Source organism: Microbacterium hydrocarbonoxydans (assembly GCF_023715885.1).
Taxonomy (GTDB): Bacteria; Actinomycetota; Actinomycetes; order Actinomycetales; family Microbacteriaceae; genus Microbacterium; species Microbacterium hydrocarbonoxydans_C.
In genome coordinates this window covers 477753-490787 of sequence record NZ_JAMBOY010000002.1, presented here as the reverse complement: position 1 = coordinate 490787, position 13035 = coordinate 477753, and the positions used below count along the sequence as shown (strand labels likewise).

Below are 13035 nucleotides of genomic sequence, written 5' to 3'. Positions count from 1 at the left end.
TCAGCCGATGCGATCGCGGAGCCGTGCGACGTCGTCGTCGGTGAACACCGCGCGCGGCACGGCCGTGACCGCCGACGACCCCTGAACGCGCAGGATCACCGCGTCGCTCCCGACGCGCATGCCCTGGAACGTCTCGTACGGGATCACCGAGACCCGGCGGTCGGCGCCGATCTGCAGGTCGTCGTCGTTCAGCCGAGCCCAGACGACCGTGCCGGGCGGCATCGCGGCGCGCACCGCTCGACGTGCGCCCGAGACCGTGGCGCCGATCGCCACGGCCATGAGAGCGACGCTCGCGAGCGGCAGCCAGCCGGCCGAACCGGTGTCGTCCGCGGCGCCGGCGGTGAGATTCAGGATGCTGAGCACGAGACTCGCCGCCAGCGCGACCCACATGACGATCGCCCAGGGCCGGGTGAGGCCGTAGACCGCGGCGTCGCGGGCCATGCGGCGCACGAGGGACTCGGAGACGGTGACGGTCACGACGGGCCGACCATCATCGGGAGTGAGCGACCGGACAGGCCGCGCCCCTGCCGCGCGAGGGTGCGGGCGAGATCGCGGATGCTGGAGGCCGCGGCATCCGTTCCGTCCGTCAGCACGATCGGGGCGCCGACGTCGCCTCCGGCGCGCAGCGCGGGGCTGAACGGGATCGAGGCGAGCAGGGGCACGGGGCCGCCGTCGGAGAGGGCGGCGGCGACGGCCGCTCCGCCGCCTGCGCCGAACAGGTCCATGACCGAACCGTCGGGCAGCGTCAGCGGGCCCATGTTCTCGACGACGCCGATCACGCGCTGTCCGGTCTGGCGCGCCACCAGACCGCTGCGGATCGCGACGTCGGCCGCTGCTGTCTGCGGCGTGGTCACGACGAGCACCTCGGCGTGCGGGAGCAGCTGTCCGATGGAGATCGCGATGTCACCGGTGCCCGGCGGCATGTCGATCAGCAGCACGTCGAGGTCGCCGAAGAAGACGTCGGTGAGGAACTGCTGCACCGTGCGGTGGAGCATCGGACCGCGCCACGCGACGACCGCCTCGCCCTCGCGGAGGAACATGCCGATCGAGACGGTCTTCACCCCGTAGGCGACCGGCGGCAGCATGAGGTCGTCGATCCGAGTGGGCTGGGTGCCGGCGGGGATGCCGAGGAGTCCGGGGATGGAGAAGCCGTGCACATCGGCGTCCACGAGCCCGACGGCGAGGCCCTGATCGGTCAGCGCCACCGCCAGGTTCGCGGTGACCGAGGACTTGCCGACGCCGCCCTTGCCGCTCGACACGAGGATCACGCGGGTCAGCGAGTCGGGCCCGAAGGGCATCTGGCGCGGTGCGCGTCCGTCGCGCAGCTTCTCGGTGAGAGCCTTTCGCTCGGCCGGGGTCATCACGCCGACCCGCACGTCGACGTCGTCGACGCCGGGGACGGATGCCGCAGCGGCGCGCACATCGGACTCGATGCGGGCCGCGGCGGGGCAGCCGACGATCGTCAGGACGATGCCGACCTGGGCGGTCGCGCCCTCGACCGTGATGTCGCGCACCATGTCGAGGTCGCCGATGGGGCGCCGCAGCTCGGGATCCGTCACCGCGGAGACGGCGGCTCGGACGGCGTCGACCGTCGTCATGAGGTGGTGCGGCTGTTCGCCCGCCGCTCCTCCGAGGCGTTCTCGTGGTCGCCGAGCTCGGCCAGCAGAGCCTTCAGCTCCTGCCGCAGGACGTCGCGAGTGACGACCTGAGTGTTGCGCTCCTCGAGAGACATGCGCAGGGCGACGATCTCGCGGGCGAGGTACTCCGTGTCGGCGAGGTTGCGCTCGGCTCGCTGCCGGTCCTGCTCGATCTGCACGCGGTCGCGGTCGTCCTGGCGGTTCTGCGCGAGCAGGATCAGCGGCGCGGCGTAGGACGCCTGCAGGGAGAGCATGAGGGTGAGCGCGGTGAAGCCGAGTGCGGCGTCGTCGAAGCGGACGCCGACGGGCATGAGCGTGTTCCAGCCGATCCACAGCACGCAGAAGAGGCTCAGGATGACGAGGAACGCGGGAGTGCCCATCGCACGGGCCACCCACTCGGTGAACCTGCCGAACCGGTCGCGCGACGTCGACCGGGGGCGGGAGGTGCCACGCCCGAGCGGGGCGTCGAGCTGGGGCGAGCGGCTGCGAGAGCGGGCCATCATCCGACCTCCCTCTTCGCGCGCGCGGGCTGCTGAACACTCTCGTCGTCATCGTGCGTGCGCCAGTCGTCCGGCAGCAGGTAGTCGAGCACGTCATCGACGCTGATCGCCCCGACGAGCCGGTGCGCCGCGTCGATCACGGGGAGCGAGACCAGGTCGTAGCTCGCCAGCATGCGCGCCACTTCGGCGGCGGAGGCGGTGACGGGCACGGGCTCGAGGCTGTCGTCGACGATGGCGCCGAGGCGCTCGTGCGGCGGGTAGCGCAGCATGCGCTGGAAGTGCACCATGCCCAGCAGGCGCCCGGTGGGCGTCTCGAACGGCGGCAGCGTCACGAACACGGCGGCCGCCAGCGCAGGGTGCAGCTCGTGGCGGCGGATGAGCGCGAGGGCCTCGGCGACCGTCGCGTCGGCGGAGAGCACGATCGGCTCCGGTGTCATGAGACCGCCCGCCGTGTCGGGGCCGTAGCGGAGGAGCATCCTGACGTCCTCCGCCTCCTCCGGCTCCATGAGCTCGAGGAGCTGCTCGAGGCGGTTCGGTGGCAGCTGTGCGAGGAGATCGGCCGCGTCGTCCGGCTCCATCTGGTCGAGGATGTCGGCGGCGCGCTCGTCGCCGAGACGGTCGAGGATGTGCACCTGCTCGTCCTCGGGCATCTCCTCGAGGGCGTCGGCGAGCCGGTCGTCGGAGAGTTCCTCGGCGACCTCGATCATGCGCTGCTGCGGCAGATCGAGGAGGGTGTTGGCGAGGTCGGCGGCGTGCAGCTCGGAGTAGGAGGCGATGAGCTGCTCGGCCGACTGCGACTCGCCGGGGGAGCGCTGCTCGGCGACCTCGCTCCATGCCGCGAACGTCGTCGGGCCCTTCGCGAACGGCGAGGCGCTCGTCTTCGGGCGGCGCAGGAACAGCTGGCTGATCGCCCACTCGCCGAGGCGGTTGGGCTCGATCGCGACGTCCTCGATCACGGCGTCGCCGGTGCCGTCGACGAGGGTGACGCGGCGACCCAGCAGCTCCGCGAGGATGCGCACCTCGCCGGCGCGCGGCGAGAACCGGCGCACGTTGATGAGTCCGGTGGTGATGACCTGGCCGGAGCGGATCGAGGTGACTCGCCCGATGGAGAGGAACACGTGCCGACGTCCGGGGATCTCGACGACGAGTCCGATCACGCGCGGCGCGGCCGTACTTCGGTACACGATGACGACGTCACGGACCTTGCCGAGCCGGTCGCCCACGGGGTCGAAGACGGCGCACCCTGCCAGGCGCGCGGCGAATACCCGTTGTGTGCTCACCCGTCCAGCGTAGTCCGCGGCGCCCGACGGAGAGCTGTGGAGTCCGTGGCGGTCGCACGGGTCAGGGCTCCGAGGTGGACGGCATGGGAGAATGGCCGGATGAGCATGCTGAACCGCCCCGCAGACGGTCGCGACGAGGGAGAGATCGTCGCCTCGACCCGCGACTACGAGGGCGCGCAGAAGACCGTCTCCAAGCTGATCGCCCAGGAGGTCCCGGCGCGCGACATCGCGATCGTCGGACAGAGCGTCCGTACCGTGGAGCGCATCACCGGGCGGCTCGGCTACGCCGCCGCCGCGCGCTCCGGCGCCATCAACGGCGTGCTCATCGGACTCTTCCTCTCCGCCATCCTCGTGCTCGGCAACCCCGAGGTGCCGATCCAGCTCTTTGTCGGCTTCGTCTTCATCGGCGTCGCACTCGGCATGCTGCTGAGCCTCGTGACCTACGCGATCGTGCGGCGACGCCGCGACTTCGCGAGCGTCACGCAGTTCGCCGCCGACCACTACGAGGTGCGCGTGCAGGCGACCTCGCTCGCAAAGGCGCGGCAGGTGCTCGGCGCGGTGCGCACCGCGACCGTGCGTCCTCCCGTCAACCTCGACGAGCCGCCCAAGTACGGGGAGCGCATCCCGACCGGAGGGCAGCCCACCCCGCCGCCGACGGCTCCAAAGGACCCGGGCGAGGAGTCGGGAGAGGGTGGCGCTCCCACCGCTGGCCCGGTGATCCCGCCTCGTCCCGCAGACCCGGTCGCACCGCCGGCCGACGCTCCTCCTGCAGACACTCCTGGTGTCGACGCGCCGGGCAGTCCGAAGCCCGAAGGCGCGTGATGAGCGAGGACACGCCCCGATCGTCCGAGCCACAGCAGCCGCAGCCGCAGCCGCCGGTGACGCCTCCGCAATACGGGCAGACCCCGTATCCTCAGCCGCAAGACTCTGCACCGCAGCAGCCGCAGCCGCAGTACCAGCCGCCGGCGGCGCCTCCGCAGTACGTGCAGACTCCGTATCCGCAGCCGCCCGTGGCATACCCTCAGCCTCCCGCCGGCTACCCGGTCGGCGTGTACCCGGTCGCTGCTCCGCCGCGCGGTCTGCTTCCCTGGGCGCTGGGTCTGCTGATCCTCATCCCGTTCCCGTTCGTCGGCGGCTTCGCCTCGGGCATCGCCATGGCGGTCAGCGGCGGAGCGTCGCGTCGAGCAGGCGGAGTCGCGCGGGAGAACGCGCGATCCGCGCTCAACTGGGGGCTCACGTACCTGCTCGTGTCGACGGGCCTGCTCGTCACGCACTTCGTGCTGCTCGGTGCGCTGTCGGCCGACGGTCCGATCACGGGCTTCTTCCCGTTCGGCACGATCATCCTGCTCTACCTCGCCGTCGGCATCCTGCACCTTGTGCTCGTGATCGTCGGAATGGTGCGAGCGTCGGCCGGCAAGGTCATGCGCGTGCCGTTCGCGATCCCGTACCTGCGCGGCTGATGGGAGACATCCGCGTCGTCCTGCCGACGGGGGAGACGACCGTGTCCGCGGATTGGGCGGGTGACGGCGACACGGTCGTCGCGATCGCGCACGGCGCGGGCACGGGAAAGGACCATCCCTTCCTCACCGGTTTCGCGAGCGCCTTGAACGATCTCGGTTTCACGACGTTGCGGTTCAACTTCCCGTACGTGGAGCAGGGGCGGCGGATGCCGGGGCCGGCCGCGCATGCGATCGCCACGTGGGAAGCCGTCGTCGCGCATGTCAGAGACGAGCGACCTGGCGCGGAGGTCTGGGCGGCGGGCAAGTCCTATGGCGGCCGGATGGCGTCGATGGCCGTGGCGCAGGGACTGGCGGTCGACCGACTCGTCTACCTCGGGTACCCACTGCATGCCCCGGGAAAGCCCGAGAAGCCCCGGTCCGAGCACCTTCCCGCGATCGCGGTGCCGCAACTGTTCGTGGAGGGCACGAACGACCCGTTCATCCAGCCTCGATCCCAGTTCGACGACGTCGTGGCCACCTGTCAGGACGCACGGGTCGCCTGGATCGAGGGTGGCGGACACACGTTCGAGGTCAAGGGACGCAAGCGGCCGGCCGACGAGATCGGAGCGTCGCTGGCGCCGATCGTGACTGACGGTTTTCGCTGACGGCATCCCCTCGCATCCCTCGCATCCCTCGCATCCCGAGATCAGGAACCTTCCCCGAGATCAGGGGATTCAGGGCTGAATCGTCCTGATCTCGGTGCGATGTCCTGATCTCGGGGAAGAAGAGAGCGCTCAGGCCTGCACGCGCGCGATCCAGGCCTCGACCTCGTCAGCGGTGCGCGGGATGCCGGCGGAGAGGTTGACGGGTCCGTCCTCGGTCATGAGGATGTCGTCCTCGATGCGCACGCCGATGCCGCGGTACTCGACCGGCACCGTCAGGTCGTCGATCTGGAAGTAGAGTCCCGGCTCGATCGTGAAGACCATGCCCGGCGCGAGGATGCCGTCGTAATACATCTCCCGACGCGCCTGCGCGCAGTCGTGCACGTCGATGCCGAGATGGTGCGAGGTGCCGTGCACCATGTAGCGGCGGTGCTGGCCTCCGGCATCCGCATCGAGCGCCTCCTGAGCCGTCACCGGCAGGAGGCCCCACTCGGCGACGCGGGCGGCGATGACCTTCATGGCGGCCTCGTGCACCTCGCGGAACCGGACGCCGATGCGGGCGGCGGCGAAGGCGGCGTCGGCGGCCTCGCGCACGGTCTCGTATACGCGGCGCTGCACCTCCGTGAAGGTGCCCGAGACCGGGAGGGTGCGGGTGATGTCGGCCGTGTACAGGCTGTCGGCTTCGACGCCGGCGTCCACGAGAATGAGGTCTCCCGGTACGACCGTGCCGTCGTTGCGGGTCCAGTGCAGGTAGCAGGCGTGCGGGCCGGATGCCGCGATCGTGTCGTAGCCCTCGCCGTTGCCGTCCTCGCGGGCGCGGCGGTGGAACACTCCCTCGACGACGCGCTCGCCGCGAGCGTGCGAGACCGCCTCGGGGAGGGCCCGGATGATGTCGTCGAACCCCTGCGCCGTGATGTCTACAGCGCGGCGCATCTCGGCGATCTCGTACTCGTCCTTCACGAGACGCAGCTCCGAGACGACGCGGGTGAGGTCGTCGGACTCGTCGAGCACGAGCGCTCCCTCGACCTCGGTGTACTCGTCGAGGTGCGCGGTGGCGATGTCGAGGTCGGCGGCGACCCCGGCGAGGGAGGGGCGGGGCCCGATCCAGAACTCGCCGACCGTCGCATCCGCGTAGAACTCGGTGGTCGTGCGGTCGGCGCGCTCGCGGAAGTAGAGCGTGATGTCATGGCCGTCGTCGGTCGGCTCGAAGACGAGGATCGAATCCGGCTCCGAATCGGCGGCCCAGCCGGTCAGGTGCGCGAAGGCGGAATGGGCGCGGAACGGGTAGTCGGTGTCGTTGCTGCGCTGCTTGAGCGATCCGGCGGGGATCACGAGGCGCTTCCCGGGGAACGCGGCCGAGACTGCGGCACGGCGGGTCGAGGCGAAGGCGGCCTGCGGGCGCGGCGCCGGGAGGGACTCGGGGCGCTCCGCCCATCCTGTCGAGATCGTGTCGAGGAAGCCGCGGGGGAAGGGCTGCTTCCGGTTCGTGGTGCTGTTCTCGACCGGGGTCTCGACGGCGGGCTCTGCGATCGTGTCGCGCTCTGCGGTGCTCATCCCTCCAGTCTGTCACCTGACCGGGAGCGAGGGATGTCAGCCCGCCGGCTCCAGCTGTACGACGAGACCGCGGTGGTCGCTGCCTCCGGCGTCGTCGATCACGACCGAGCCCGTCGGCGTCCAGTTCGGCGAGGCCATCACGTGGTCGATCGGCGCGCTGAGCAGCGCGGGCAATGAGCTCGGCCAGGTGCCGCTCAGCCCGTTTCCGGTGCGCGAGGCGACGTCTCGGCAGTACCCCATGTCGCCGCCGTCGACGCCGAGGCCCGCCATGTGATCGATGGTCGCGTTGAAATCGCCCGCCAGCACGAAGTTCCCCTCGGGGCACTGGTCGGCGATCCAGCGCAGATCGCTGCTCCACTGACCCATCTCCTCCATGCGTGGAGCGACGGCATGCACGGCGACGATCGTCGGACCGCCCGCATTCCCGCCCACCGGCATGAGCACAGCGCTCGGTACGGAGCCGGTGTTGCTGGATCCGTCCTGCGACGATTCGATGACCGAGTACTCGCCGAGCTCGGGCGAGACGAGCACGGTCGTGTGCCACGACTTCGGACCGTCCACCACATCCGGCTTGAACTGCACGTGGTGCACCCACATCGGGTGGCCCTGCTCCCGCAGCATCACGGCGATCTGCTCGCCGACGGCCTCGGTCGTCTCCGGGAGCGCGACGATGTCAGCACCCTGATCGAGGATCTGCCGCGCGATCTGCTCGGCCGACACGGCATCTCCTGCCGTGTTCCAGGTGAGCACGCGGATGCTCGTGTCGGTCGCCGCGGGAAGCACGCCCGCTCCGAAGCCGCGTGTCACGCCGACCACGCCCGTCGCGCCGGCGCCGAGGAGGGCCACGATGAGAACGGATGCCGCGAAGCCGCGCAGCGGCCGCGCGAGAAGCAGCAGGATTGCCAGCACCGCGACGATGAGGAACGCGCCCAGCACCAGGCCGCGGGCGGCCACGATCTGCGCGAAGGGCCAGGTCTGCTCGAGGTGGAAGAACTGCGGCCACACGACGATGGCCGTCGCGATCGCGAACAGCACGGTGAACAGGATCCCCAGGAGTCGTAGCATCCCGTCCAGCCTAGGAGCGGTCGCTGTGAAGTCCCTGCCGCGGACGCGCGCGTCTCAGGGCCGCCGACGCTCGGTACGCTCGGAGGATGGCCGTTCGCTCCCACCGCTTCGCGGGTCCCGCAGACCTGCACCTGCATTCGAATCACTCGGACGGCACCGAGGCACCCGGCGAGGTGGTGCGCCAGGCGCACGCGCACGGCATCCGCACCCTCGCTCTCACCGACCACGATCGGACGACGGGGTGGGACGAGGCGGGCGACGCGGCGACGACGCTCGGGATGACCTTCCTCCCGGGGATGGAGCTCTCGGCCAAGCACGAATGGCGCAGCGTGCACGTGCTCGGCTATCTCTTCGACCCGGCGCACGCCGGGCTGGTGGCCGAGACCGAGCGCATCCGCGGCGACCGGATCGGACGGGCGGAGCGGATCGTCCGCAGCATCGGGCGCGATTACGACCTGCACTGGGAAGACGTGGTCGCGCAGACGACTCCGGATGCCACGGTCGGCCGCCCGCACATCGCCGACGCGCTCGTCGCCCGGGGCATCGTCCGCGACCGCACCGAGGCCTTCGACGGCATCCTGCATCCGCGGGAGGGCTACTACGAGCCGCACTACGCGCCGGATCCGCTCACCGCGGTGCGGCTCATCACCGACGCGGGCGGCGTGGCGATCATCGCGCATCCCGTCACCGCGGGGCGTGACCGCATGATGCCCGTCCCCTTCATCGAGCGGCTGATCGACGCGGGACTCGGGGGGTTCGAGATCGATCACCGCGAGAACACCGCGGCCGGAAAGAAGACGCTGCGGAGGATCGCGGCCGATCACGACCTCATCGTCACCGGATCCAGTGACTACCACGGGGCGGGCAAGCCGAACGTACCGGGGGAGAATACGACGTCGGACGAGATGGTCGCCCGGTTGATCGAGCGCGCGACCGGCTCCTCACCGCGTTACCCCTGACCGACGCCGCCGAGGTCCGCGGTCTCACGGTGAACTGTCGAGGAGCGCCGATACGCTTCCCGGCATGCAGAGAGCGACCTCCCTCGAGCAGCGCATCGACGCGATCGCTCACCGCATCCTCCGCGACGCGTCCCACCGCGGCGTCCGGGCCGGGCTCGTCGAGTTCGCGGTGTTCGTTCTCAAGCAGGCCTGGGCCTGCGTGTTCGGGGCGCTGCTGCTGGTCGCGATCGTCGCGGCGCGTCTCTGGTACCCCGACGATGCCGCGCTCGCCCGCAACGACCTGCTCACCATCGCGGCGGTGCTCATCCAGATCGGGATGCTCGTGTTCCGTCTCGAATCGGGGCGGGAGCTGTGGGTCATCGTGCTCTTCCACCTCACCGGGACGGTCATGGAGCTCTTCAAGACCGACGTCGGCTCCTGGGCGTATGCGGCCGACGGCATCCTCCGCATCGGCGGCGTGCCCCTGTTCAGCGGCTTCATGTACGCGGCCGTCGGGTCGTATATGGTGCGCGTGTACCGGCTCTTCGATCTCGGCTTCACCCGGTACCCGTGGCGGTGGCTCACGACCGTGCTCGCCGCCGCGATCTACCTCAACTTCTTCACACACCACTGGTGGTGGGACGCGAGGTGGGTGCTCCTCGCCGGCGTAGTGATCCTCTGGCTGCCGACCGTCATGCACGCGCGGGTCTGGCGCCGCACCATCCGGCTGCCGCTGCTCGCGGTCTTCGCCGGGGTCGCCGTCTTCATCTACCTGGCCGAGAACATCGGGACCTGGGCCGGTGCGTGGGCTTACCCCGACCAGGTCGTCGAGTGGCAGCCGGTGTCGCTGAGCAAGCTCAGTTCCTGGTTCCTGCTCATGATCATCTCTGTCGTCATGGTCACGTGGGTGTACCCGCCGCGTGCGCCAGGGGCTCGTCCGGACACGACGGAGGGGGCGGATGCCGCAGCATCCGCCCCCTCGGAGGTCGTGTCGAGTGGAGTCGATCAGGCGCCGGCGACCGGTGCCGCTCCGGCACCCGAACCGCCGCGACGGCGACGGCGACGGCGAGCGGGCGCCGGCTTGCCGTCGTGATGCTCCTTGCCTGCGCCGTCATGCGTGCCCGCACCCTCGGCGCCGCGGTCGGCGGTCGCGGGTGAGCCGGCGTCGCCGCCCGTGTTCTCGGTCCCGCCCTGGGCGAACGTCGAGCCGACCTGCGCGGATCCACCGCGACGGCGGCGACGCCGACGCGTGCCGCCCTCCGCGGTGCCCTCCGCTGCGGCATCCGCTGCGCGCTCGGGGCGCGGAGCGCGAGCCGGCTTCTCGGCCTTCGGCGCTGAGACCAGGCGGCCCTTCGTGCCGGCGGGGATGTCGAGGTCCTCGTAGAGGTGCGGGCTCGACGAGTACGTCTCCAGGGGCTCCGGCTGACCGAACTCCAGGGCGCGGTTGATGAGGGCCCACTTGTGCAGGTCCTCCCAGTCGACGAACGTGACCGCGATGCCCGTCTTGCCGGCGCGACCCGTGCGACCCGCGCGGTGGAGGTAGGTCTTCTCCTCGTCGGGGATGGTGTGGTTGATGACGTGCGTCACGTCGTCGACGTCGATGCCTCGGGCCGCGACGTCGGTCGCGACCAGCACGTCCTTCTTGCCCGCCTTGAACGCGGCCATCGAGCGCTCGCGCTGGTCCTGGCCCATGTCGCCGTGCACGCCGCCGACGTTGAAGCCGCGGTCGCTCAGCTCGTCGACGAGGCGCTGCGCTGCGCGCTTCGTGCGCGTGAAGATCACGGTCTTGCCGCGACCCTCGGCCTGCAGGATGCGGGCGATGACCTCGTCCTTGTCCAGCGAGTGCGCTCGGTAGACGAGGTGCTTGATGTTGGCCTGCGTCAGACCCTCGTCCGGGTCGTTCGCGCGGATGTGGATCGGGTTGGTCATGAAGCGGCGAGCCAACGCCACGATCGGGCCGGGCATGGTCGCCGAGAAGAGCTGCGTGTGGCGGACGGCCGGCACCTTCTGGAAGATCTTCTCGATGTCGGCGAGGAAGCCGAGGTCGAGCATCTTGTCGGCCTCGTCGAGCACGACCTCGGTCGCGTGCGAGAGGTCAAGCAGGCGCTGACCGGCGAGGTCGATCAGACGACCGGGCGTGCCGACGACGATCTGCGCGCCGGCCTTCAGCTGGTCGATCTGGCCCTCGTACGCCTTGCCGCCGTAGATCGCCACCACGCTGGTCGAGCGGTTGCTGGTGAGCAGGTCGATGTCCTCGTACACCTGCACCGCGAGCTCACGAGTCGGCACGACGATGAGCGCCTTGACGCCGGGCTCCGGGTTCTGGCCGAGGCGCTGCACGACCGGGATGCCGAAGCCGAAGGTCTTGCCGGTGCCGGTCTTGGCCTGGCCGATGATGTCCTGGCCGGGAAGGCCCAGGGGGATGGTCTGCTCCTGGATGGGGAAGGCGTCGACGATGCCCTTTGCGGCGAGTGCGTCGACGATGTCCTGATCGATTCCGAGATCAGCGAAGGTAGTCAATGTTCAGATGCCTGTCCGGCGACCTGCGAGGATCGCCACGTTCCATGGATCCACGCCGTCTCATGTGCCACAGGCGCGGGCCCCGCTCCGACGGCGGGGACGGCTCCAGCCTACCCGAGGGGGTGCGGGAGCCTCGTAGGGACCTCTCGTCCGAGTATTGTGAACCCGTGGTCAACTGGTTCTGGAAGCGCGGGGCGCCCCGCCGCACGATGACGTTGCGCAGCCGCGGCGATCAGGGCACGTCGACGAAGGTCGACTTCTCGGAGGTCGCCCCCGAGCTCGACCGCTTCCTCGGCCAGGCCGCCTATCTGCAGCTCGGATACTTCGAGACGCTCACCCGACTCATCCGCGCGACGCCCGAGCTCTCCGAGAAGGAGTCGCTGTCGCGCGCGGCCGGTGCGGCTCTGACGAAGCATCGCGCGATCGTCGACCTCATCTCCGAGCGGGGTGATGACCCCACCGAGCTGATGCTGCCCTTCCGCGAGAACCTCGACGCGTTCCGCCGCAAGACGATCGGGGCGCGCCCGCGCGAGACGCTGCTGTCGGTGTACATCACCGCCGGCATGCTGGACGACTTCTACCTCGCGCTCGCGTCGAGCTACGGCGAGGTCGGAGCTCGCGTGGTCGCCATCCTCAGCGAGGACGACGCGCGGCACGAGATCGTGGCGATCATCCAGGAGACCATCGACGGAGACGGCGAATGGCGCTCGCTGCTGTCGATGTGGGCGCGCCGTCTCGTCGGCGACACGATCCTCGTCTGCCGCTCCGCCCTGCGTCAGCCTGAGCTCGCAGCCATGACCGAGGAGCGCGTCGAACCGGTCTACACCGAGCTGATGGGTGCGCACGCCCGGCGTATGGATGCGATGGGACTCGCGTCGTAACGACCGCCCCGTCGGGCGCGGCGATCAGATGCCGAGAGCAGCCTTCGCCGATGCGTCGGACCGTCGCCGAAGCGCGACCAGCGCCGCCGTCGCTACTGCTGCGACCAGCACCGAGCCGACGACGCTCGCGAGCCACAGCCAGACGCTGTCCTCGCCGACGCCGAGCCACTGCAGTCCCGTGTAGAGGAGCGCCGCGATCGCGGTCGCGACCGCCGGGGTGAACGCCACACCGCGCAGCTCGCGACCGCCCATCAGGAAGTGCGCGGCGATCCCCAACACGCACGCGCCGATGAGCGCGAGGAGAATGTACATCGCGGGTCAGGCCACGAAGCCGACGCGGCGCGATTCCTCGGTGCCGAGCTCGATGTAGGCGAGGTGGGCGGTGGGGACCAGGTAGGAGTTCCCCTTCACATCGGCGAAGTTCAGGTGCGAGGTGCTCTGCTCGAGGGCGGAGGACACCTGCGCGCGGACCTCGTCCGCGGTCGCCGAAGTCTCGAAGCTGAGCTCGCGGCCGGTGTTGATGATGCCGATGCGGATTTCCACGCGTACTCCCGTTGTC

15 protein-coding genes are annotated in these 13035 nt (G+C 70.3%); 6 read left to right on the top strand and 9 right to left on the bottom strand.

The features are described 5' to 3' along the window. The 4 genes from M3195_RS06635 to M3195_RS06620 are packed head-to-tail and all read right to left on the bottom strand — an operon-like array spanning position 1 to position 3417. Entirely contained in the window at positions 1–477 is a 477-nt protein-coding gene (locus tag M3195_RS06635) for a YcxB family protein (protein WP_251585822.1), read from the bottom strand. Continuing rightward, positions 474–1598 carry an Mrp/NBP35 family ATP-binding protein gene (locus M3195_RS06630; RefSeq protein WP_251585820.1) on the bottom strand — a complete coding sequence of 375 codons (1125 nt, stop codon included), beginning with the start codon at positions 1596–1598 and terminating at the stop codon, positions 474–476. Before M3195_RS06630 ends, M3195_RS06635 begins: the two co-directional genes overlap by 4 nt. Next, positions 1595–2137 (bottom strand): DUF1003 domain-containing protein, encoded by a 543-nt coding sequence (locus tag M3195_RS06625; RefSeq protein ID WP_251586436.1) that lies wholly within the window; start codon positions 2135–2137, stop codon positions 1595–1597. The genes M3195_RS06630 and M3195_RS06625 overlap by 4 nt, the downstream gene beginning before the upstream one ends. Further along, positions 2137–3417 carry a magnesium transporter MgtE N-terminal domain-containing protein gene (locus M3195_RS06620; protein ID WP_251585818.1) on the bottom strand — a complete coding sequence of 427 codons (1281 nt, stop codon included), beginning with the start codon at positions 3415–3417 and terminating at the stop codon, positions 2137–2139. The genes M3195_RS06625 and M3195_RS06620 overlap by 1 nt, the downstream gene beginning before the upstream one ends. 99 nt (positions 3418–3516) lie before the next feature. Here M3195_RS06620 and M3195_RS06615 point away from each other — a divergent pair, with 99 nt between their 5' ends. The 3 genes from M3195_RS06615 to M3195_RS06605 are packed head-to-tail and all read left to right on the top strand — an operon-like array spanning position 3517 to position 5521. Next, entirely contained in the window at positions 3517–4239 is a 723-nt protein-coding gene (locus tag M3195_RS06615) for a general stress protein (protein ID WP_251585816.1), read from the top strand. Next, positions 4239–4877 (top strand): DUF4870 domain-containing protein, encoded by a 639-nt coding sequence (locus M3195_RS06610; RefSeq protein ID WP_251585814.1) that lies wholly within the window; start codon positions 4239–4241, stop codon positions 4875–4877. Before M3195_RS06615 ends, M3195_RS06610 begins: the two co-directional genes overlap by 1 nt. Continuing rightward, positions 4877–5521, top strand: coding sequence for an alpha/beta hydrolase family protein (locus M3195_RS06605; protein WP_251585812.1), 645 nt, complete (start codon positions 4877–4879; stop codon positions 5519–5521). Before M3195_RS06610 ends, M3195_RS06605 begins: the two co-directional genes overlap by 1 nt. A 129-nt stretch (positions 5522–5650) precedes the next feature. Here the strand turns inward: M3195_RS06605 and M3195_RS06600 are convergent, their stop codons facing one another. Together M3195_RS06600 and M3195_RS06595 are read right to left on the bottom strand one after the other, a co-directional pair. Continuing rightward, positions 5651–7072 (bottom strand): aminopeptidase P family protein, encoded by a 1422-nt coding sequence (locus tag M3195_RS06600; RefSeq protein WP_251585810.1) that lies wholly within the window; start codon positions 7070–7072, stop codon positions 5651–5653. 36 nt (positions 7073–7108) lie between these two features. Beyond that, complete coding sequence (locus tag M3195_RS06595; RefSeq protein ID WP_251585808.1) at positions 7109–8137, bottom strand: endonuclease/exonuclease/phosphatase family protein; 1029 nt, start codon at positions 8135–8137, stop codon at positions 7109–7111. 86 nt (positions 8138–8223) lie between these two features. Between M3195_RS06595 and M3195_RS06590 the strand changes: the two genes are divergently transcribed. Beyond that, positions 8224–9096 (top strand): PHP domain-containing protein, encoded by an 873-nt coding sequence (locus M3195_RS06590; protein ID WP_251585806.1) that lies wholly within the window; start codon positions 8224–8226, stop codon positions 9094–9096. Positions 9097–9160: 64 nt separating this feature from the next. Further along, the gene (locus tag M3195_RS06585; protein WP_251585804.1) at positions 9161–10168 is read left to right on the top strand and encodes a DUF817 domain-containing protein; all 1008 of its coding nucleotides are present in this window, start codon (positions 9161–9163) and stop codon (positions 10166–10168) included. On the opposite strand, the gene M3195_RS06580 is transcribed toward M3195_RS06585, so the two are convergent. Beyond that, the gene (locus M3195_RS06580; protein WP_251585801.1) at positions 10081–11595 is read right to left on the bottom strand and encodes a DEAD/DEAH box helicase; all 1515 of its coding nucleotides are present in this window, start codon (positions 11593–11595) and stop codon (positions 10081–10083) included. The two genes, M3195_RS06585 and M3195_RS06580, sit on opposite strands and share 88 nt — an antisense overlap. A gap of 167 nt (positions 11596–11762) precedes the next feature. Here M3195_RS06580 and M3195_RS06575 point away from each other — a divergent pair, with 167 nt between their 5' ends. Continuing rightward, positions 11763–12476, top strand: a complete 714-nt coding sequence (locus tag M3195_RS06575; RefSeq protein WP_251585799.1) for a ferritin-like fold-containing protein — start codon at positions 11763–11765, stop codon at positions 12474–12476. Between the two features lie 24 nt (positions 12477–12500). Here M3195_RS06575 and M3195_RS06570 read toward each other — a convergent pair whose 3' ends face one another. Both M3195_RS06570 and M3195_RS06565 read right to left on the bottom strand, forming a co-directional pair. Then, positions 12501–12788: a hypothetical protein gene (locus M3195_RS06570; protein ID WP_251585797.1), complete on the bottom strand. Its 288-nt coding sequence runs from the start codon at positions 12786–12788 to the stop codon at positions 12501–12503. A 6-nt stretch (positions 12789–12794) separates the two neighbouring features. Beyond that, complete coding sequence (locus M3195_RS06565) at positions 12795–13019, bottom strand: DUF3107 domain-containing protein (protein ID WP_251585795.1); 225 nt, start codon at positions 13017–13019, stop codon at positions 12795–12797. Positions 13020–13035: the final 16 nt, after the last annotated feature.